The following is a 19,384-nucleotide window of genomic DNA, read 5'->3' on the forward strand; positions in this document are numbered from 1 at the left end:
TCCTCAGGTTTCCAGCTCGCCGCGGGCCACGGAGACGCCGGAGTGCGTGGGGACGCCGTCGAGCGGCTCCACCGAGACGTCGACGAGGGGGTAGGCCCCCAGGTCGATGCCGTCGGGCAGCGGCAGCACGGTGGCCCCGCGCTGCACGACGCCCACCTGGACCATCCGCTGCGCGTCGGACTGCAGCAGCCAGACCTCGTAGTAGCCGTCGTCCAGCTCCGGCGCGTCCAGGTCGACCGCCAGCACCCGTCCGGTGGCCTGCTCCCGCACCTCGGCGCGGCCGGCGGAGCCGTCGTCGTCCAGCGGGGCCAGGGCGGTCTGCGCGACGAGCGCGCCCTCGTCCTGCCCGCGGACCACCGCGACGGCACCGGCACCGACCACGCCACCGACCAGCAGCGCCGCCGCGACGGTCAGCCAGCGGCGGGCGGGCCGGGCCCGGCGGCGGAACGGGACGACGTCGGCCCCGCTGTCCTCGGCCGGCACCGCCTCGGCCGGCACCGCCTCGGCCGGCACGAACTCGGGCCGCGGGGCGGTGGTGGCGCCGGTGGCGGCGGCGATCGCGTCCCAGACCCGCGCCGGCGGGGGGACGGCGGGGCCCGGGGCGGCCATCGACGGGACCGCCAGGGCGTCGACCGCCCGCTGCAGGGAGGCGACCTCCTCCCGGCACTGCGCGCACGCGGCCAGGTGCGCCGCGTCGTCGGCGGGCAGCTCCTCGTGGAGAGCGGCCAGTGCGAGCTGCTCAGGGCTGCAGTGCGGCACCGTCGGCCTCCAATCGGTTGCGCAGGCGCTCCAGTGTGCGCCGGATGTGGCTCTTGACCGTGCCCAGCGGGATGCCGGTGCGGGCCGAGATCTGGGCGTGGGTGAGGTCGTCGAAGAAGGCCAGCTCGATGATGCTTCGTTGCGGCTGTCCCAGGCGGTTCAGCTCGCCCAGCAGCAGCACCCGGTCGGCGACGACGCTGTCGACCTCGACGCTGCCGGAGCCGGGCGGGCGGGACCGGGCGTCGTCGGCCGCGGCGTCGGCCGAGCGGCGCTGCCGGTCCCGGCGGGCCCAGGTGTCGGCGATCTTGTGCCGGCAGATGCCGACCAGCCAGCCCGGCAGCGGACCCTGCCCGGCGGCGTAGCCCGCCCGGCCCGTCCAGGCCGCGATGAACGTCTGCTGGGTGACGTCCTCGGCGTCCGGTCCGGGCCCGAAGGCGCGCACCGCCATGCCGTGCACCTGGCCGGCCCACCGCTCGTAGGCCCAGGCCAGGGCCTGCTCGTCGCCGGCGCTGAACCGCCGGGCGACCTCCGCGTCGTCGGGGTCGGACGGCGCCCGGTGGAGCGGTGTCGGCTCCGTTCCCATCCCCGAACCGTAGGGGGCAACCGATCGCAGGCCCAGCCCCGCCCCCGCGCTCACGGCACCGGGACCGCGACGACGACCACGTTGTCCCGGTAGCTGCGCAGCTCGGCGTCGAACGGTCCGCCGCAGGTGATGACGGCCAGCCGGGCCGGTCCGGACCGGGTGAAGAGGTCGCCGAGCGGCACGCCGGGTTTCCTGATCAGCTCCCGGCTGACGACCTGCCAGCGGCTGACGGCGCCGTCCGCGGCCTCGACCAGGAGCTCGTCGCCCGGCTCGGCCGCCCGCAGGGGCGCCAGGGCGCCGAGCCCCTGCTCCGCGTCGTCCACGTGGCCGGCGACGACGGCGGTGCCCTCGGCCGCTCCCGGCGCCGGCCCGAACCGGTACCAGCCCACCCGGTCGACGTCGCCGGGGAGGGTCATCTCGCCCTCCGGCTCGACCCCGACCGGGTCGACCGGTGCGTCGATCCCGAGGGCCGGGACCGACAGCCGCACCGGGGGCACGACGGTGGCGGCCGGGGCCGGTGCGGCCGGCCGGGCGGTCGCCGTCGGCAACCGGTCGGGCAGCGGGCCGGTGACGGGCCCGGGCTCGGGCGCCGCCTCGGGCGCCGTCTCGGGCGCCGCGGCCAGCGCCGCGGCGACCGGCACCCCCGCCGCCGGGTCGGGCCGGGTCAGCGCCCAGGCGGCCGGTGTCCCGATCGCCAGGGTGAGACCCAGCGCCAGCACGGCGGCAGGGGTGCGCACGGTCGTCGTCCCGGGTCCGGGTCGGTCAGCCCCGGCTGGTCGCCAGGCGGCGGGCGCCGAGCGCAGCGGCACCCAGCCCGAGCGCGGACAGCGCGACCACCGGCAGCGGCAGGCCGCTGTCGTCGGTCAGGCCGGCCGAACCGCCGGGGACGCCGGACGGCGAGGAGTGCATGCCGCTCACCGTCTGGACGGCGAGCTGGTAGCCGGCGTCGCCGTTCCCCCAGGCGTAGACGATGGTGTTCGTGCCCTCGGCCAGGGCGAGGTCGGCCGGGCCGATCGCCACGGTGTCGGTGCCGGCCAGCGTGACGTCGGCGGTGATGGTGCCCGCCGGCACGACCAGGCTGGCCTCGTTCGGGTTGGTCAACCCGGGAACGACCACGGTGCCACCGGCGCGGACGTCCACGGCCGGCGCAGCGGCGGTGTGCCGCACGGTGACCCGGGCCTCACCCGCGGGAACCGGGGAGACGTCGTTGACGAAGGGCGTGAGCACCGGGGCGCCGTCGGCGGTGAGGTGCGCGACCACCGTGGCGTTCGCGCCGGCCGGGACGGCGACGTCCTCGGCTGCGGCCGCGGGCTCGGTCGACGACGGGTCGGCGCCCGCCGGGTAGATGGCCAGGTCGTACTCGCCGGCCGGCAGCGACAGCGGGTCGGTGAGCGTGCCGGGCGCGAAGTCGGGGATCAGTTCCTCGCCGTTGGCGTAGACGTCCACGGTGACACCGGGGACGCCGTGCAGGATCGAGACGGTGGCGGTGTGCGAGTCGGCCATCGCGGGGGTGGCGGCGAACAGGAGCGCGAAGGTGCCGGCGGCGCCGGCGGTGACGGCCAGGGGGCGACGAACAGTGCTCACGGTGGTGGTCCTTCCGGTAGGGGGGGCTTGCACCACCTCTTCCGCGCTCCCCGCCACCCTGGATGCAGTGCTGCCTAGGAAGCGAGCGCGGCGGCCAGCACGTCGAGCTCCTGCTCGGTGGCGTCCAGGTGCGGCGACACGCGCAGCACCGGCCCGGTCAGCTCCGCCGGCGCGCGCTCCCGGCCGGCCGCCGTCACCAGCACGCCGTGCTCCGCCCGCAGCCGGGCGGCGGTCGCCCGCACGTCCACCCCGGCCGGGGCGCGCAGCGTGGTGATCGCCGTCGGCTCGTCCACCGGCTCGGCCACCGACCAGCCGCCGCGCCCGTCCAGCCGCTCCCGGGTGGCCCGGCCCAGCGCCGCCAGCCGCTGCCGCACCCGGTCCGGCCCGGCGGCCAGGTGCTCGCCGACCGCCAGCACCAGCCCCACCCGGCCGGCGATGTGCGCGTCGTGCGACTCGTACCAGCGGGCATGGTCGGTGCCCGCGCCGCCGTCGTCGTACCGCTCCGGGCCGACCACCGGGGTCAGCCGGGCGCTCACCGCCGGCGCCAGCACCAGGAAGCCCACGCCCCGCGGGCCGGCCAGCCACTTGCGCGAGGTGCCGTAGGCGACGTCGGCGCCCAGGTCGCAGTCGACGTGGCCGAGCGCCTGCGCGACGTCCAGGACCAGCGGCACGCCGGCGGCCCGGCACAGCGCGGCGAGCTCGCGGCCGGGCTGGACGACGCCGCGGTGGCTGGCCACCAGGGTGACGTGCAGCAGCGCCGGCGGGTCGGTGCGCAGCATCCGTTCCACGCCGGCCAGGTCGGCGCGGCCCGGGCCGTCGGCCGGCAGGACCACCGGCACCAGCCCCGCGTCGGTCAGCGCGGCCAGGTTGTGCCAGTACTCGCCCGGCAGCACCCCCACCCGGGTGCCCGGCGCGAGCCGCCACCGGCCGACCAGCGTGCGCAGCGAGGCCGAGGCGCTCTCGGTGAAGGCGACGTCGGCGGCGGCCCGGCCCAGCAGCCCGGCCAGCACCGAGCGGCCCTGCTGCAGCAGCCCCTCGGCCGCGGCTTCGGCCGCGCTGCCGCCGATCTCCGCCTCGTGCCGGGCGTGCCGGGCGACGGCGTCCAGCACGGCGGTGCTCTGCCGGCTGCACGCGGCGCTGTCCAGGTGGACGCCGGCGGGACGGGGCCGGGCGGTGCGCCAGGTGGTGGCGAGGTCGTCGTGCGGAAGGGTGCTCACCCGCCCGACGCTAGGTCAGCGCCGGCCGGGATCCGACCGGCCCGGTCGGTCGGGCGTGGACAGCGAGAGCGCGAAGTCGCCGGCCGGGTCGGTCCACCAGTGGGTCATCCGCAGCCCGGCTGCGGCCAGCTCGGCCGCCACGCCGGGACGCCGGAACTTCGACGACACCTCGGTCCGCATCTCCTCGCCGGCGGCGAAGGGCACCGTCAGGTCGAGCGCGGCCACCCGCACCACCTGGTCGCGGGCCGACCGCAGCCGCATCTCGATCCGCTCCGCCGCGGGGTCCCAGACCGCGACGTGGGTGAAGGCGGCGGGGTCGAAGTCGGCCCCCAGCTCCCGGTCGAGCACGGCGAGCACGTTCTTGTCGAACGCCGCGGTCACCCCGGCCGCGTCGTCGTAGGCGCGCACCAGCCGGCCGGGGTCCTTGACCAGGTCGGTGCCGAGGAGGAAGGAGTCGCCGGGGGCCAGGGTGCCGGCCAGGGTGCCGAGGAAGTCCGCGCGCGGCCCGGGCTCCAGGTTGCCGATCGTGGAGCCGAGGAAGGCCACCAGCCGGCGCCCGCCGGCCGGGAGCAGGCCCAGGTGGGCGGTGAAGTCGGCGACCACCGCGTCGACGGCGAGGTCCGGGTGCTCACCGGCGATGGCCGCGCCGGCCAGCCGCAGCACCGAGGGGTCGACGTCGACCGGCACGTAGCGGCGCAGCGTGCCCGCCGCGGCCAGCGCCGACAGCAGCAGCCGGGTCTTCTCCGACGTTCCGCTGCCCAGCTCCACCAGGGTGTCGGCGCCGGACGCGGCGGCGATGTCCGTGGCGTGCGCGGACAGCAGCCACCGTTCGGTGCGGGTCGGGTAGTACTCCGGCAACCGGGTGATCTCGTCGAACAGCTCGCTGCCCCGCGCGTCGTAGAGCCAGCGGGGCGGCAGGTGCTTCGGCGTCGCCGTGAGGCCGGCACGCACGTCGGCCCGCAGGGCGGCGGCGACGTCCACCGGCCCGAGGTGGTCGGTCAGGGTGACGGTCACGGGGTTCCCGCCGAACCGGGGTCGACGTCGAAGGCCAGCCGGATGCCGCTGAACACCTGGCGACGGACCGGGTGGTCCCAGTTCCGGAAGCTGGGCCGCAGGATCGAGGCGCCGACCGCCCACGAGCCGCCGCGCAGCACCCGGTAGTCGCCGCCGAAGAAGGGTGCGGAGTAGTCGGCGTAGCGCATCGGGGTGAACCCGGGCCAGGGCCGGAACGGCGAGGACGTCCACTCCCAGACGTCGCCGATCAGCTGCTCGACGCCGTAGGCCGAGGCGCCGGCGGGATAGGCCCCCGCCGGTGCCGGCCGGAGCGCCGACCCGCCCAGGTTGGCCACCGCCGCCGTCGGGTCGGCCGCGCCCCACGGAAAGCGGCGGCGGTGTCCGGCGACCGGGTCCCAGGCCGCGGCCTTCTCCCACTCCACCTCGGTGGGCAGCCGCCCGCCCGCCCAGGCGGCGTACGCCTCGGCCTCGAAGAACGTGACGTGCTGGACCGGTTCGTCCGGCGGCAGGTCCTCGACCAGCCCGAACCGGGTGCGGGTGCCGTCGGGGCCCCAGCACCGGGGCGCGGTCAGCGCGGCGTCGCACCGGTGCTGCCAGCCCCGCGCCGACCACCAGCGGGGCTGGTCGTACCCGCCGTCGGCGACGAAGTCGGCGTACTCGGCGTTGGTGACCGGCACCCGGCCGATCCGGAACGCCGGGACGTCGACGCGGTGGGCGGGGCGCTCGTTGTCCAGCGAGAACGGCTCGTCGGCGCCGTCGACACCGAGGATGAAGGCGCCGCCGGGCACCAGCACGGTCGTGCCGGTCAGGCCGGGCCGCCCGGCCGGGAGCGGCGCTCCCGCGCCGAGCAGCGGGGGGCCGGCGCGCAGCTGCAGCGCCTGCAGCATGGTCTCGTCGTGCTGCTGCTCGTGGCTCACGACCATGGCGACCTCGAACGCCGGCCCGCTCGAGGGGTCGCGGTCGGCGCCGGCACGCCCCAGCCGGTCGAGCACCCGGCCGCGGACCTCGTGGCAATAGGCGCGTGCCTCCACCGGGGGCAGCAGCGGCAGCCGGGCGCGCACCGCACGGGGGTGGGTGAAGGCGTCGTAGAGCGACTCGACGGCGGGGGGCAGCACCCCCGCCCGGCGGGTGTCCCCGGCCCGCAGCAGCCAGAGGTCCTCCTGCTGGCCGATGTGCGCCAGGTCCCAGACCAGCGGGCTCATCAGGGGCGAGTGCTGGCGGAGCAGCTCGGGCTCGTCGTGGTCGGTGAGCAGCAGCGTGCGGTCCCGGGCGGTGGTCAGCTCGCGGGCCAGCAGGTCGGTCAACTCGGGCACGGCTCCTCCTCGTGGTGGCGTGCGGCGGCGTGCAGGGCCGCGCGCGGGCCCGCTGTGCGGGCGGTGTGCAGCAGGGCGTCGCCGGGGCAGCACCGCTGGTCGACCAGGTCGGCCAGCGCCGCCACCTCCGGAGCCAGGGCTGCGGGGGCGCGCCGGCGGGCGGCGTCCAGGCAGGTCACCGCCGCGGCGTGCAGCGCGGGATCGGCCAGCCCCGCGCGGGCGGCCCGGTCCCAGGCGCCGGCGACGGGCTCGGTGGCGGCGGCGGCCACGTCGGCCGCCACCGGGTCGTCCAGCAGGGTCGCGGTCACCGCGGCCAGCGCCGGCCACCAGGGCTCGGGCGCCGCATCGAGGTAGCGGATCTCCAGGAAGCCGCGCAGCCGGACCGGCGGGAAGAGCGTGGTCAGGTGGTAGTCGAGGTCGGCGGCGGTGGGCCGGCGGTCGCCCAGCCGTGCCCCGGTGACCCAGTCGGCGAACGACGTCCGGCTGCACACCGGAACGGCGCCGCCGGAGCTGTCCCGGACCAGCATCACCGGTGCGGCCAGCGCGTACGCCGCCCACTCCGCCGCGGGTGCGTCGCGCCCGAGCAGCGGACCGCAGCGCGACTGGTCCAGCGCACCCCACACCGATTGCCGGCTGGACCGCCAGCCGGTCTCCCGGCCGGCCAGCAGCGGGGAACACGCGGAGACGGCGACCAGCACCGGACCGAGGGCATGGGCCAGCCGCACCCGCGCGTCCCACCCGGCGGCCGGCCCCGCCTCCAGGTTGACCTGCAGGGAGGCGGTCGAGGTCATCATCGCCGTTCCGGCCGGCAGGCAGCCGACGGCGGCGAAGTGCTCCTCCATCGCCAGGTAGCGCGCGGCGGGAGCCACCCGCCGGGGCGGCCGGCAGGGGTCCGCGCCGACGGTCGCCAGCGCCAGCCCGTCCGCCGCGAGGTGCGTGCGGACGGCGGCCGTGTCGCCCCGCAGCGCCGCGACCGCGGCCGCGACGTCCCGGGCCGGGGGACCGGACAGCTCCACCTGCCCGCCGGGCTCGAGGGTCACCCGGCTGCCCCCGGCCAGCAGGGGCAGGCCGGCCACCGCGGCACGCAGCCGTGCCCACGGCACCCGGTCGGCGGGGGAGCCGAGGTCGACCAGGTGCGACTCCAGTTCCAGGCCCACCTGGCCCAGCGGGCCGGCGCGCAGGGCGCCGGCGGCGACCTGCGCCCGGGCGGCGTCCAGGTCGGGGAGCGCGGCGTCGGGATGTGGTGCTGACGTGGCCATGGCCACCCCCTCCAGGTCCGGACCGGTCAGGATTCGACCGCGGGTCGGTGCGGGGGCGGCGAGTCACACGGGAGCTGCCGTCCTCACCGCCATCCTGCCCCGAACTCGGTTGTGTGCAACCCCGGTGGCGGAATTTCCCGCCCCGGACGGCGAGGTCGGGCCCGATCGCGCGGGGAGGCCTAGGTCCCGGTCCGGCCGGGTAGGGGTGCCGTGCACGGCTGCCAGCTCGAGCAGCAGGACCGCACGGACGGGAGCTCGCGACGCATGGACGGGGCAACGGGGGCCGGCGTGCACCGTGCGCTCATCGCGGGCTCGGACGCCGATCTCGGCGCGGGAGCCGTGGCGTTCGTCGCCGAGGGTCTGGCGGCCGGGCAGCCGGTCGTCATCGCGTGCACGGCGCCGATGGCCGAGCTGCTGCGGCCGGCGCTCGCCGACTCGCCGACGGTGGTCTGGGCCGAGTGGTCCGACGTCTTCGGCAGCGGCGCGGCCGCCGCGGTGACCGCCGTCCGCCGGCTCGCGGAGCGGCACCGCGGTGCGGACGGCAGGCCGGTCCGGATCGTCCTGGAGCCGCAGCCCGGCGAGAACCCGGACGAGTGGCGCGAGTGGCAGCGCTACGAGGCGGTGCTCGACCACGAGGTGCACAACGAGCCGCTGCTCACGCTCTGCATCACCGACACCCGCCGGGTGCCCCCGGCGCTGGTCGAGACGGCGCGGGCCACCCACCCGCTGCTGGTGGTCGGCGAGCGGGAGCAGCCCAACCCCGCCCACGTCGACCCGGCGGCCTACCTCGAGTCGCTGCCGGTGCCGCACGAGCCGCTGGAGGACACCGAGCCGCTGCTGTGGGCCGATTCGGTGCGCGACCTGCGGGGGCTCCGCCGAGAGCTCGCCGAGCGGGCCGCCGACGCGGCGCTGGCGCCCGGCTCCGCGCCCGCGCTCGAGGACTTCCTGCTCGCCGTGGACGAGATGACCACCAATGCCCTGCGGCACGGCCGGCCGCCGGTCAGCCTGCGGCTGTGGGCGAACGGCGAGCGGCTGGTGTGCACCATCACCGACCGCGGTGCCGGCTTCGAGGACCCGTTCATCGGTTACGGCCCGGCGCACGGCTCGGACCTGTCGCTGGGCGGCATGGGCCTGTGGCTCGCCCGCCAGCTGTGCGACCACGTCGACATCACCCCCGACGGCGGTGGCGACGGCGTGCACGTGCGGCTCACCACCGTCCTGGAGTGACCGGCGGTGGCCACGCCGGACCGGCCCCGGGCCGCTGACCGGGACGCCGACCGGGACCGGGACGCCGAGGGGCGGGCGCGCAGCGCCCGCCCCCGCGACGCGCTCGGCCGGCCGCTGCCGCACGGTGCGGCCGGGGAGGAGCGCGCTCCGGAGGGCGTCGTCCGGACGCCGGCGGAGACGCTGGCCGCGGCGCAGGAGCTGCTCGACGCCGGCCGCCCCTTCCACGCCCACGAGGTGCTCGAGGACGCCTGGAAGACCGGGCCGGCCGAGCAGCGCGACCTGTGGCGGGGCCTGGCTCAGCTGGCCGTCGGGCTGACCCACGCCGCGCGGGGCAATCGCGCCGGCGCGCAGACGCTGCTGGCCCGCGGGGTCGCGTCGCTCGGTCCGGCGGCCGGGGTGGCCGACCTGCTCGGCGTGGATGCCCGCGGCCTGACCGCGTGGGCGACCGCGCTGGCGGCCGCGGCCGACACGGACGCCCTGCTGGAGCTGCGGCCGCCGCGGTTGCAGCGGCCCTGACCCCACGCGGTGCCCAGTGAGGTCGATGGGCCTTGTGGTTTCCACCAAGCGGGATAGCCGGCCCGCGTAATGGAAAGTAAGCGGCAGGAGTGTCAGGATGCACGTGCCATGAGCATCGACATCCAGAACGGCACCGCTGCCGCAGCCCCCGTGCGCGGCCCGGTCACCTCGGCGTCCTACTCGATCACCGTCCGGCTCTCCGCCGACGGCGACCCGTCCAGCATCGGCCGCATCGCGACCGCCGTCGGCAGCGCCGGCGGCGCGGTCACCGCGATCGACGTGGTGGAGTCCCGGCCCGACGGCCTGACCGTCGACGTGACCTGCTCGGCCGCGGATGCAGCGCACTCCGAGGAGGTGGTGGCCGCCCTCGATGGCGTCGACAACGTGCACGTGCACAAGGTCAGCGACCGCACCTTCCTGCTGCACCTCGGCGGCAAGATCGAGGTCGCCTCCAAGGTTCCGCTGAAGACCCGCGACGACCTCTCGATGGCCTACACCCCCGGCGTGGCGCGGGTCTGCATGGCGCTCGCCGAGCACCCCGAGGACGTCCGCCGGCTGACCATCAAGGGCAACACCGTCGCGGTCGTCACCGACGGCTCGGCGGTGCTCGGCCTCGGTGACATCGGCCCGGGAGCCTCGATGCCGGTCATGGAGGGCAAGGCCGCGCTGTTCAAGCGGTTCGCCGACATCGACGCCTGGCCGATCGCGCTGGACACCCAGGACGTCGACGAGATCGTGCGCACCGTCGAGCTGATCGCCCCCGGCTTCGGCGGGATCAACCTGGAGGACATCTCCGCGCCGCGCTGCTTCGAGATCGAGGCCCGGCTGCGCGAGAAGCTCGACATCCCGGTGTTCCACGACGACCAGCACGGGACGGCGATCTGCGTGCTGGCCGCGCTGCGGAACGCGCTGCGGGTCGTGGAGAAGCAGCTCGAGGACGTGGCGATCGTGGTCGCCGGCGGCGGTGCGGCCGGCACGGCGATCGTCTCGCTGCTGCTGGCCGCCGGCGCCACCAACGTGCTGGTCTGGGACCGGGAGGGCATCCTCTCCCCCGACGACGAGCGGCTCTCCCCCGCCAAGCTCGACCTCGCCCGGCGCACCAACCCCGGCTGCCGCCGGGGTGAGCTGCCCGACGCGCTGGTCGGTGCAGACGTGTTCATCGGCGTGAGCGCGGCCAACGTGCTGCAGGCCGAGTCGCTGGCCGGGATGAACGAGCGGGCGGTGGTCTTCCCGATGGCCAACCCGACCCCGGACGTCGACCCGGTGGGCGCGCGGAAGTACGCCGCCGTCGTCGCCTCGGGCCGCTCCGACCTGCCCAACCAGATCAACAACGTGCTGGCCTTCCCCGGTGTCTTCCGCGGGCTGCTCGACGCCCGGGCCAAGGAGATCCGCCCGGGCATGCTGCTGGCCGCGGCCGACGCGCTGGCCGCCGTCGTCCGCGACGACCAGCTCAACGAGAACTACATCATCCCGAGCGTCTTCGACCCCGCCGTCACCCCGGCGGTGGCCGCCGCCGTCGCGGAGGAGGCCCGGTCCGAGCCCGGGGCGACGGTCGACCTCGACGAGGACCGGGGGGTCACCAGCTGACCGAGGGGCCGCCCACCGCCTTCGACGCGCTCACCGAGGACGCGCTGCGCTCGGCGGGCAGCCTGAAGTGGACCCGGTACGGCCCGGCGATCGGTGCCTTCGTCGCCGAGATGGACTTCGGCACCGCGCCCGCCGTCACCCGGGCCCTGCACGCCGCGGTCGATGCCGCGGCCTTCGGTTACCTGCCCGACGCGGCCGCCCTCGACATGGCCCGCGCGTGCGCGGACTGGCAGCGGCAGCACCACGGCTGGGACCTGCCGGCCGAGTGGGTGACGCCGCTGCCCGACGTCCTCGCCGGGCTGCAGGCCGCCGTCGAGCACTTCAGCCCGCCCGGCTCGCCGGTCGTGCTGCCCACCCCGGCCTACATGCCGTTCCTCTGGCTGCCCGGCCTGCTGGGCCGGGACACCATCCAGGTGCCGATGGTTCCCGGGCCGGACGGACGGCCGGTCCACGACCTCGACGGGCTGGACCGGGCGTTCGCCGCCGGTGGCCGGCTGCTGGTGCACGTCCAGCCGCACAACCCCACCGGCCGGGTGTTCAGCGCCACCGAGCAGCTGGCCCTCGCCGAGGTGGTGCACCGGCACGGCGCCCGGGTGTTCAGCGACGAGATCCACGCGCCGCTGGTGCACCCCGGGGCGCGGCACCTGCCCTACGCGTCGCTGTCCCCGGTCACCGCGGCGCACACGGTCACCGCCACGTCGGCGTCCAAGGCATGGAACCTGCCGGGGCTCAAGGCCGCCCAGTTCCTGGTGTCCAACGAGGCGGACGCCGCGCACTGGGCCGAGGTCGGGCACGTCGCCGCGCACGGCGCCGCCACCCTGGGCGTGCTGGCGAACACCGCCGCGTACACCGGGGGCGGCCCGTGGCTGGCCGGCGTCCTCGACTACCTGGACGGCAACCGGCGGCTGCTGGCCGACCTGCTCGCCGAGCACCTGCCGCAGGTGCGGTACACCCCGCCGGAGGGCACCTACCTGGCCTGGCTGGACTGCCGCGAGCTCCCGATCGAGGGGCCGCCCGGCGCGTTCTTCCTCGAGCGGGCCGGTGTCGCGCTGGTCGAGGGGCTGGAGTGCGGGCCGCCGGGAGCCGGTCACGTGCGGCTGAACCTGGCCACCCCGCGACCGGTGCTCACGACGATCGTGGAGCGGATGGCCGCCGCCGTCGGCTGACCCAAGGGCCAAAGTCGCGACTTTGGCCCTTCGGGGGGACGGCGGGTCCGCAGGTGGGGTCCGGCGTGGATCATGGCCGGGTGCCCGAGTTGCCCGAGGTGGAGGCGCTGGCGGCGTTCCTGCGGGAGAACGCCGTCGGCCGAGTCGTGACGCGGGTGGACCTCGCCGCCGTCCAGGCCATCAAGACCTTCGACCCGCCGCTGTCGGCGCTCGGCGGGCTCGAGCTCACCGGCGCCTCACGGGTGGGCAAGTTCCTCGACCTCGATGTCTCCGGGCTGCACCTGGTCGTCCACCTGGCCCGGGCGGGCTGGCTGCACTGGCGCACCGCGCTGCCCTCCGCACCGCCCAAGCCGGGGAAGGGGCCGCTCGCGCTCCGGGTGCACCTGAGCCCGGCCGAGGACGGCGGGCTGCCCGACGGGTTCGACCTCACCGAGGCGGGCACCCGCAAGGGGCTGGCGGTGTACGTCGTCCGGTCGGTGACCGACGTCCCCGGGGTGGCCCGGCTCGGCCCGGACGCGCTGGCCGTGGACCGCGAGCAGTTCGCCGCGCTGCTGGCCGGGAAACACGGGCAGCTCAAGGGCGCGCTCACCGATCAGACGCTGATCGCCGGCATCGGCAACGCCTACTCCGACGAGATCCTGCACGCCGCGCGGCTCTCGCCGTTCAAGCCCGCCGACCGGCTCAGCGACGACGAACTGGTCCGTCTCCACGACGCGATGCAGGGCACGCTCGCCGACGCCCTCGCCCGGCAGGTCGGTCAGCGCGCCGCGACGTTGAAGGGCGAGAAGCGCTCGGGGCTGACGGTGCACGCCCGGACCGGGCTGCCCTGCCCGGTGTGCGGCGACACGGTGCGCGAGGTCAGCTTCGCCGACACGTCGCTGCAGTACTGCCCGACCTGCCAGACCGGCGGCAAGCCGCTGGCCGACCGCCGGCTGTCCAAGTTCCTGAAATGAAGGACCCGGCCCCGTCCTTCTTCAGTGGTCGAAGCCGACCTTGTCGACCTTGCGGTGGTACCGGGCGCCGAGCAGCCCGCCCAGGACGGCGGCCACCAGGGTGACCACCAGGACGGCGACCAGTGCGATGACCCCGGCGGTGGTCGCGCTGCCCTCGTCGATCGGGATGCGCGGCAGGTCCAGCTCGGACAGCACGTTGTACTGCGAGCCGAAGACCAACCCGGCCAGCGCCAGCAGCAGCACGGCGAGCAGGCCGATCACCCAGACCGCGACGCCCTGCTTGGCGCCGTCGAAGCGGGCCATCCGGCCGGCCACGTACCCACCGGCCAGGTAGGCCAGGAACAGCGCGACGAGCAGCGCGATGCCCGCGCCCAGGCCGATGCCGCTGGTGGCCTGGTCGGTGGCCGACCGGGCGTCGTCCACGCCCGCGGTGAGGCCGAACGCCACGCCCAGGGCCGACAGCAGCGCGATGAGCAGGACGGCGACCCCGTTGGCCGACAGCCAGCCGAAGAACGCCGAGCCCCAGGAGATCCCGCCGTACTCGGCCCGCTGGGCGGCGACCACCTCCGCGCGGCCGGCCGTCGGCGCCGGGTGGAAGCCGGTGTCCTGGACGGGCGGCCCCGTGGACCCGGCCACCGGCGCGACCGGCGCGACCGGCGCGACCGGGGCGACGGGGGCGGTCGGCGTCCGGTCGGTCGGGGCCACGGCGGGCTGGACCAGCGTCGGCGGATCCGCCGGGGGGCCGCTCACCGCGGTGCTGCCGTGCGCGTCGCCTCCCGGGGCCGCCCCGCCAGGCGCTGCGGCGCCAGGGACGGCGTCCTGCCCGCGGGTGGGATCGTCGGGGTCGTTGTCGCGGCGGTGGCCGGGCATGTCGGTCCTCCTGGTCGACCCGGGCTGGATCGTCGTCCGGGTGGTGCCCGTGAACCGGCACGATCAACCGTCAGCGTGGACCATGGCCCCATGGCATGGGTGACCTTCGACCTGTTCAGCGCGCTGATCGACGCGCGCACCGGTGGCTCGGCCGCGCTGTCGGCGATTGCCGCGACCCACGGCTGGAGCGTGCCGGGAACCGACCTCTACGACGAGTGGGACACCCGCAGCAAGGCCGGCCAGAAGGACACCCCCGCCGGGGACGGCGCTCCCTGGGTCTCCTTCGCCGAGCACAGCCGCCGCGCGCTCGCCGCCACCTACGCCGCCCGCGGCCTCGCCACCGACGACGACGCGGCGGCCGACACCGGAACGCTGCTGGGCACCCTCGCCGACTGGCCGCTGTGGCCGGACGTGGCGGCCGCCCTGCCCGAGGTTGCCCGGTCCCACCGGGTGGGTGTGCTCTCCAACGTCGACGACGACCTGTTCGCCCGCACCCGGGTGGCGCCGCTGGTCGCGGAGCTGTCCGACGACGCCGCGGTCCTCACCAGCCAGCGGCTGGGTGCCTACAAGCCCGCCGCCCGGCTCTACCGGCGGGCGGCCGGGGCGGGGGTCGACGTGCACGTACCGGCGTCGGCCCGCGACACCCGGGGGGCGCTGGAGGCCGGGCTCACCGTCGTCCGGGTCGAGCGGCCGGGCCACCGCGTCGACCCGGACGGGCCGCAGCCGCAGCACGAGATCACCGATCTCACCGACCTCCCCCGGGTGCTGGCCACGCTGACCGGGTAGCGGCCGGAGGAGGACGTGGCCGGCTCCGACGGCCGCGCGGAACGAGGAGGAACCGATGAGGGACACCCCCCGGATCGTCGCGGTGGTCGCAGCAGCCGTCGCCCAGATCGTCGGCAGCCCGCTGGGCTCGGCGCTCGCCGGCCGCAGCGTCGGCGACGTCAGCGGCGACACCCGCTCGCTGGTGACCCCGGCCGGCTGGGCCTTCAGCATCTGGGGGCTGATCTTCGCCGGGTCGCTGGCCTGGGCGGTGTACCAGGCGCTGCCCGCCCAGCGGGACCGCGAGGTGCACCGGCGCACCGGCTGGCCGCTGGCGGCGGCGTTCGCCGGCAACGCGGTCTGGGAGGTCGTCTACCCGCAGGGCGGGGTCTGGCTGTACGTGGCGCAGGTGCTCATCTTCGGCATCACCGCGGCGGCCGCGGTCGCCTACATCCGCCTGCAGACGGTGCCGGTGGACGGGCCGGCCCGGCTGCTGCCGCGGGCCGTCACCGGGCTGCTGCTGGGCTGGGTGACCGTGGCGCCGGTGGCCAACGTGGGCAGCACCGGGGTGGCCCTGGGGATCTCACCCACGACCCTGGCGTCCCGGGCGTGGGCGGTGGCGGCGCTGGTGCTGGTCGCCGGCATCGCCGCGGCGGTGGTCCTCGGCTCCTACGTCGCCGCCGGGCCGTTCGCCGCCGCCGTGGTCTGGGGTCTGGTCGCCATCGCCGCGGCCGGCGGCCCACGCCCGGTCAGCGTGGCCGCGATCAGCGCGGCGGCCATCGTCGTCGTGGCCCTGACCGCCCGGGCGCTGACCCGATCGGACCGGAGCGCGCTGCTGGTCGGCTAGCGCCGCGCCCGTGGCGTCCGGGCGGCCGGGCCGGCCGGCCGCGCGGCCGGTGCGTCGTTCCCGGACCCGACGGCCGACCACCAGTCGGCCAGCGGGGGCGGGGCCAGCACGTCGACCCGCTCGCCCGGCCGCGGCACGACCAGCTGCACGCCGCTGCGCAGGGCGCCGGCGGCCAGCCGCTGCACGGGTTCGGCCCAGCGGTGGAACGCCAGGTTGAACGTCGCCCAGTGCACCGGCACGAGCACCCGGCCGCCGACGTCGCCGTGCGCGCGCAGCGCCTCCTCCGGCGTCATGTGCATGTGCTTCCAGGCGTCGTTGTAGGCGCCGATCGGGAGCAGGGTCAGGTCGAAGGGCCCCAGCCGGGCCCCGATGCCGGCGAAGGCCGGGGTGTAGCCGGTGTCGCCGCCGAAGTAGACCCGGTGCCGCGGCCCGGCGATCGCCCAGGACGCCCAGAGGGTGGTGTCGCGGGCCAGGAAGCGGCCGGAGAAGTGCCGGGCCTCGGTGCAGGTCAGGGTGAGCCCGGCGACCGTGGTGGCGTCGTCCCACGACAGCTCGACGATGCGCTCCTCGGGCACGCCCCAGCCGCGCAGGTGGACGCCGATGCCGGTCGGGACGACGAACGGCGCGGACTGCCCGCGCACCAGCGCCCGGATCGTCGGCAGGTCGAGGTGGTCGTAGTGGTCGTGGCTGATCAGCACCGCGTCGACCGGCGGCAGGGCGTCGATCGGCGCGGGCGGCCCGTGCAGCCGGCGCGGGCCCACCAGCGGGGACGGCGACACCCGCTCGCTCCACACCGGGTCGACGAGCACGCGGCGGCCGTCGACCTCCAGCAGGGCGCTGGAGTGCCCGAACCACGTGACCGCGAGGTCGCCGGCCGCCGCGGGGAACGCGGCGGGCACCACCGGCACCGGCGCGGCCGGGAGGCCGACGTGCCGCTCGTCGTGCATCTGCCGCAGCAGGCCCGTGCGGGCGCTGGTCGGGGGCAGCACCGGGGTGGGCAGGGTGTTGTGGAACCTGCCCTCGCTGAAGTGCGGGGAGCCGGTGACCGTGGGCCGCAGCCGCCGCCGGCCGGCCCCCAGGGCGGTCGGCAGGCCCCAGGCGGCCCGGGCCACCCAGCTCACCGGCACGGCGACGGCGAGGGCGAGCGCGGCGGGCAGGACGGCGCCGCGGAGGGCGGGCGGGAGAGCGGAGGACACGTCCGCCAGCATCCCCCGCCCGCCGGCCTCGTGGAGCGCGGGGTCAGGGCGCTCCCAGGGTCCTTCAGCAGCCGGCGATGGCGGCGACCGGCGGCGTCCGCGCCGCGCGGCGGGCCGGGAGCACCGAGGCCAGCAGCCCGGCCACCGTCGCGACGACGACGATCGCGGCCACCTGCAGCCAGGGCACGCTCAGCACGATCTCCCCCAGCTCGCCGAGCACCGACGCCGCACCGACCAGCCCGTAGACCCCGCCGAGCAGGACGCCGAGCACCGCGGCCACGCCGGCGACCAGCACCGCCTCCCAGGCCAGCAGCCCGCGCAGCTGGCCGCGGGTCAGCCCGAGGGCCCGCAGCAGCCCGCTCTCCTGGCGCCGCTCGACCACCGACAGGGCCAGCGTGTTGCCCACCCCGATCAGCGCGATCACCACGGCCACACCCAGCAGGCCGGTGACGATCAGCAGCAGCACGTCGAGCACCGAGTCCAGCGCGGCCCGCTCGCTGGCCACGCCGGTGACGAACGCGGTGGGCACCGCGGCCCCGGCCAGGTCGGTGATCTCGTCGATCGCCGCGGTCTGGTCGGCGTCGTCGGCCAGCCGCAGCCAGACCGTGGCGTCCGGCGCACCGGGCACCAGCGCCTGGAGGTCCACGGTGTTCAGCAGCGGGGAGCCGGTCTCCCCGGCCACCACGGTCAGCGTGCGGGAGCGGTCGCCGGCGGTCAGCGTGACCGGGTTCCCGACCTGCGACTGCCAGGCGTCGGTGGTCCATCCGGGCACGACCACCTGGCCCGGCGCGGGCAGCGTCGTGTCGGCCGTCGAGCGCAGCACCGGCCGGGCCTGCCCGGGGTCGATCCCGGCGGCCCAGGTCTCCGCGCCGTCCGGCCCGGTGAGCGTCGCGCCGGTGAGCGTGGTGGTGGCCACGACGCCGTCGACCGATTCCAGCTGGCCCTGCAGCGACGCCGGCAGCGGGGTGCCGCTGCCGTCGACGATCACATCCGTCGGGTACGCCGCGGCCAGGCCTGCCTGCGCCGTGGCCCGGGTGGAGGAGGCGCCGACCACCATCGCCGTGGTCAGCGTGACGCCGATGAGCAGCGCGGTGGCGGTGGCCGCCGTCCGGCGGGGATTGCGGGTGGCGTTGCCGGTGGCCAGCTTGCCGGGCACCCCACCGAACCGGCCGAGCAGCCGGCCGGCCGCGGCGACCACCGGCGGTACGGCCCGCTGGGCGAGCAGCACGACGCCCAGGAAGCTCAGCACGCCACCGGGCAGCGCGATCAGGATGTTCGGCAGCACGACGCCCACCCCCATGAGGGCGGCGCCGGGCACCAGGAGCAGCAGGCCGAGGACGAGCCGCAGGACGCCGCCCCTCGAGCGCAGTGGTGCCGGGTCGACCGGCCGCAGCGCGGCCAGCGGCGCCACCCGGGTCGCGGCACGGGCCGGGGCCAGCGCGGCGACCAGCGTGGTGAGGGTGCCGACGGCGAGGCCGACCAGCACGGCGGAGACCGGCACGGAGAGCCCGGACAGCGGGATGGGCGAGTCGGTGGAGGCCACGACCGTCGAGACGGCGGCCGCCAGGCCGATGCCGGCGAGCACCCCCAGCGCGGAGGCGGCGAGCCCGGTGAGCGCCGCCTCGCCGAGCACGCTGCGGCGCACCTGCCGGGCGGTGGCCCCGATGCAGCGCAGCAGCGCCAGGTCGCGGGTGCGCTGGGCGAGCAGCACGGCGAAGGTGTTGGCGATCACCAGCCCGGCGACCAGCACCGCGACGGTGGCGAAGACCAGCAGGACCACGGTCAGGACGTCGGAGTTCCCGGTCAGCTGGGCGGCCTGCGCCGCGGCCTGCTCGGTTCCGGTGCGCACGGTCACGTCCGTGGGTAGCGTGGCGCGCACCTCGCCGGCCAGCGCGGCCGGGTCGGTGCCGGGAGCGCCGGCGATGCGCAGCTCGGTCGGGTCCACCGCGCCCCAGGCCCGGGCCTGGTCGGCGGTGGTGTACGCCCGCCCGTAGAGGCCGGCGGTGGGGTCGCCGCGGAGGTCGACGACGCCGGTCACGGTCGCGTCGACCGTCGTCCCGACGCCGTCGACGTCGTAGGTGGTCACCGGGAGGACGTCGCCGACGCCGGCGCCGACGCGCTCGCTGACCGCGACCTCGCCCGGTCGCACCGGCAGCGAGCCGTCGGCCAGCTGCTGCCAGCGCAGCGCCGGGTCGGTGGCCACGGACTCCACCAGCAGGTACTGGGCACCGGTGCGCCCGGGGGCGACGGCCTGCACGGACGTCTGCCAGGTGGGGTCGACCGCCTGCACGCCGTCCAGCGCCGCCACGGCGTCGACCTCGTCGGTCAGGCCGGTGCCGTCGCCGGAGGTGACCACGACGTCGGTGTCGACGTACTGCGCGCCGGCCGCCTCCAGGACGGTCGACCTCGCGGTCCGGTTGAGCACCAGGGTGGCGACGACGAAGCCGACGGCGATGACGATCGCCAGGGTGGCGGCGACCAGCCGGGGCAGGTGCGCCCGGATGCTCGCCAGGGTCACTGCTCGCATCGGT

The 19,384-nt window shown here is 76.8% G+C and carries 18 protein-coding genes; 7 read left to right on the forward strand and 11 right to left on the reverse strand.

Features of this window, described 5'->3' with window-relative positions; translation table 11 throughout:
* Window positions 1-3: 3 nt before the first annotated feature.
* The 8 genes from ACYVG5_RS08540 to egtA form a co-directional block, all read right to left on the reverse strand.
* Window positions 4-759, reverse strand: coding sequence for an anti-sigma factor (locus ACYVG5_RS08540; RefSeq protein ID WP_222049031.1), 756 nt, complete (start codon window positions 757-759; stop codon window positions 4-6).
* Window positions 740-1,342, reverse strand: a complete 603-nt coding sequence (locus tag ACYVG5_RS08545; RefSeq protein ID WP_222049030.1) for a sigma-70 family RNA polymerase sigma factor — start codon at window positions 1,340-1,342, stop codon at window positions 740-742. The genes ACYVG5_RS08540 and ACYVG5_RS08545 overlap by 20 nt, the downstream gene beginning before the upstream one ends.
* A gap of 50 nt (window positions 1,343-1,392) precedes the next feature.
* Window positions 1,393-2,079 (reverse strand): class F sortase, encoded by a 687-nt coding sequence (locus ACYVG5_RS08550; RefSeq protein WP_222049029.1) that lies wholly within the window; start codon window positions 2,077-2,079, stop codon window positions 1,393-1,395.
* Between the two features lie 25 nt (window positions 2,080-2,104).
* Window positions 2,105-2,926, reverse strand: a complete 822-nt coding sequence (locus ACYVG5_RS08555) for a DUF4397 domain-containing protein (protein ID WP_460683097.1) — start codon at window positions 2,924-2,926, stop codon at window positions 2,105-2,107.
* Window positions 2,927-3,000: 74 nt separating this feature from the next.
* Window positions 3,001-4,143 carry an ergothioneine biosynthesis PLP-dependent enzyme EgtE gene (egtE, locus tag ACYVG5_RS08560; RefSeq protein WP_222049028.1) on the reverse strand — a complete coding sequence of 381 codons (1,143 nt, stop codon included), beginning with the start codon at window positions 4,141-4,143 and terminating at the stop codon, window positions 3,001-3,003.
* A gap of 15 nt (window positions 4,144-4,158) precedes the next feature.
* Window positions 4,159-5,157, reverse strand: a complete 999-nt coding sequence (gene egtD, locus ACYVG5_RS08565) for an L-histidine N(alpha)-methyltransferase (protein WP_222049027.1) — start codon at window positions 5,155-5,157, stop codon at window positions 4,159-4,161.
* Complete coding sequence (egtB, locus tag ACYVG5_RS08570; RefSeq protein WP_222049026.1) at window positions 5,154-6,470, reverse strand: ergothioneine biosynthesis protein EgtB; 1,317 nt, start codon at window positions 6,468-6,470, stop codon at window positions 5,154-5,156. The genes egtD and egtB overlap by 4 nt, the downstream gene beginning before the upstream one ends.
* Window positions 6,458-7,729, reverse strand: a complete 1,272-nt coding sequence (gene egtA, locus ACYVG5_RS08575) for an ergothioneine biosynthesis glutamate--cysteine ligase EgtA (RefSeq protein ID WP_222049025.1) — start codon at window positions 7,727-7,729, stop codon at window positions 6,458-6,460. The genes egtB and egtA overlap by 13 nt, the downstream gene beginning before the upstream one ends.
* A gap of 264 nt (window positions 7,730-7,993) precedes the next feature.
* Between egtA and ACYVG5_RS08580 the strand changes: the two genes are divergently transcribed.
* From ACYVG5_RS08580 to ACYVG5_RS08600, 5 genes are all read left to right on the forward strand, one after another.
* A complete protein-coding gene (locus ACYVG5_RS08580) occupies window positions 7,994-8,956 on the forward strand; it encodes an anti-sigma factor RsbA family regulatory protein (RefSeq protein WP_222049024.1) in 963 nt (320 codons plus the stop codon).
* A 6-nt stretch (window positions 8,957-8,962) separates the two neighbouring features.
* Window positions 8,963-9,472: a DUF309 domain-containing protein gene (locus ACYVG5_RS08585; RefSeq protein WP_222049023.1), complete on the forward strand. Its 510-nt coding sequence runs from the start codon at window positions 8,963-8,965 to the stop codon at window positions 9,470-9,472.
* A 108-nt stretch (window positions 9,473-9,580) separates the two neighbouring features.
* Window positions 9,581-11,059, forward strand: a complete 1,479-nt coding sequence (locus tag ACYVG5_RS08590) for an NAD-dependent malic enzyme (protein WP_222049022.1) — start codon at window positions 9,581-9,583, stop codon at window positions 11,057-11,059.
* A gap of 110 nt (window positions 11,060-11,169) precedes the next feature.
* Window positions 11,170-12,225 carry a MalY/PatB family protein gene (locus ACYVG5_RS08595; RefSeq protein WP_222049021.1) on the forward strand — a complete coding sequence of 352 codons (1,056 nt, stop codon included), beginning with the start codon at window positions 11,170-11,172 and terminating at the stop codon, window positions 12,223-12,225.
* 80 nt (window positions 12,226-12,305) lie between these two features.
* Window positions 12,306-13,178 carry an Fpg/Nei family DNA glycosylase gene (locus ACYVG5_RS08600; RefSeq protein ID WP_222049020.1) on the forward strand — a complete coding sequence of 291 codons (873 nt, stop codon included), beginning with the start codon at window positions 12,306-12,308 and terminating at the stop codon, window positions 13,176-13,178.
* Between the two features lie 21 nt (window positions 13,179-13,199).
* On the opposite strand, the gene ACYVG5_RS08605 is transcribed toward ACYVG5_RS08600, so the two are convergent.
* A complete protein-coding gene (locus tag ACYVG5_RS08605) occupies window positions 13,200-14,048 on the reverse strand; it encodes a hypothetical protein (RefSeq protein WP_246630378.1) in 849 nt (282 codons plus the stop codon).
* 90 nt (window positions 14,049-14,138) lie between these two features.
* Here ACYVG5_RS08605 and ACYVG5_RS08610 point away from each other — a divergent pair, with 90 nt between their 5' ends.
* Window positions 14,139-14,834, forward strand: coding sequence for an HAD family hydrolase (locus ACYVG5_RS08610; RefSeq protein ID WP_222049019.1), 696 nt, complete (start codon window positions 14,139-14,141; stop codon window positions 14,832-14,834).
* A gap of 55 nt (window positions 14,835-14,889) precedes the next feature.
* Window positions 14,890-15,657 carry a hypothetical protein gene (locus ACYVG5_RS08615; protein ID WP_222049018.1) on the forward strand — a complete coding sequence of 256 codons (768 nt, stop codon included), beginning with the start codon at window positions 14,890-14,892 and terminating at the stop codon, window positions 15,655-15,657.
* Here the strand turns inward: ACYVG5_RS08615 and ACYVG5_RS08620 are convergent.
* On the reverse strand, window positions 15,654-16,853 hold the full coding sequence (locus tag ACYVG5_RS08620) for an MBL fold metallo-hydrolase (RefSeq protein ID WP_460683098.1): 1,200 nt from the start codon (window positions 16,851-16,853) through the stop codon (window positions 15,654-15,656). The genes ACYVG5_RS08615 and ACYVG5_RS08620 overlap by 4 nt on opposite strands.
* A 64-nt stretch (window positions 16,854-16,917) precedes the next feature.
* Complete coding sequence (locus tag ACYVG5_RS08625; RefSeq protein ID WP_222049016.1) at window positions 16,918-19,380, reverse strand: ABC transporter permease; 2,463 nt, start codon at window positions 19,378-19,380, stop codon at window positions 16,918-16,920.
* Between the last annotated feature and the right edge of the window lie 4 nt (window positions 19,381-19,384).

Source organism: Modestobacter lapidis (genome assembly GCF_054780755.1).

Coding starts and splice junctions, on each gene's coding strand:
- ACYVG5_RS08545 (WP_222049030.1), bottom strand. CDS start 1,342: ATGGGAACGGAGCCGACACCGCTCCACCGGGCGCCGTCCGACCCCGAC.
- egtA (WP_222049025.1), bottom strand. CDS start 7,729: ATGGCCACGTCAGCACCACATCCCGACGCCGCGCTCCCCGACCTGGAC.
- ACYVG5_RS08580 (WP_222049024.1), top strand. CDS start 7,994: ATGGACGGGGCAACGGGGGCCGGCGTGCACCGTGCGCTCATCGCGGGC.
- ACYVG5_RS08590 (WP_222049022.1), top strand. CDS start 9,581: ATGAGCATCGACATCCAGAACGGCACCGCTGCCGCAGCCCCCGTGCGC.
- ACYVG5_RS08595 (WP_222049021.1), top strand. CDS start 11,170: ATGGACTTCGGCACCGCGCCCGCCGTCACCCGGGCCCTGCACGCCGCG.
- ACYVG5_RS08605 (WP_246630378.1), bottom strand. CDS start 14,048: ATGCCCGGCCACCGCCGCGACAACGACCCCGACGATCCCACCCGCGGG.
- ACYVG5_RS08610 (WP_222049019.1), top strand. CDS start 14,139: ATGGCATGGGTGACCTTCGACCTGTTCAGCGCGCTGATCGACGCGCGC.
- ACYVG5_RS08615 (WP_222049018.1), top strand. CDS start 14,890: ATGAGGGACACCCCCCGGATCGTCGCGGTGGTCGCAGCAGCCGTCGCC.
- ACYVG5_RS08625 (WP_222049016.1), bottom strand. CDS start 19,380: ATGCGAGCAGTGACCCTGGCGAGCATCCGGGCGCACCTGCCCCGGCTG.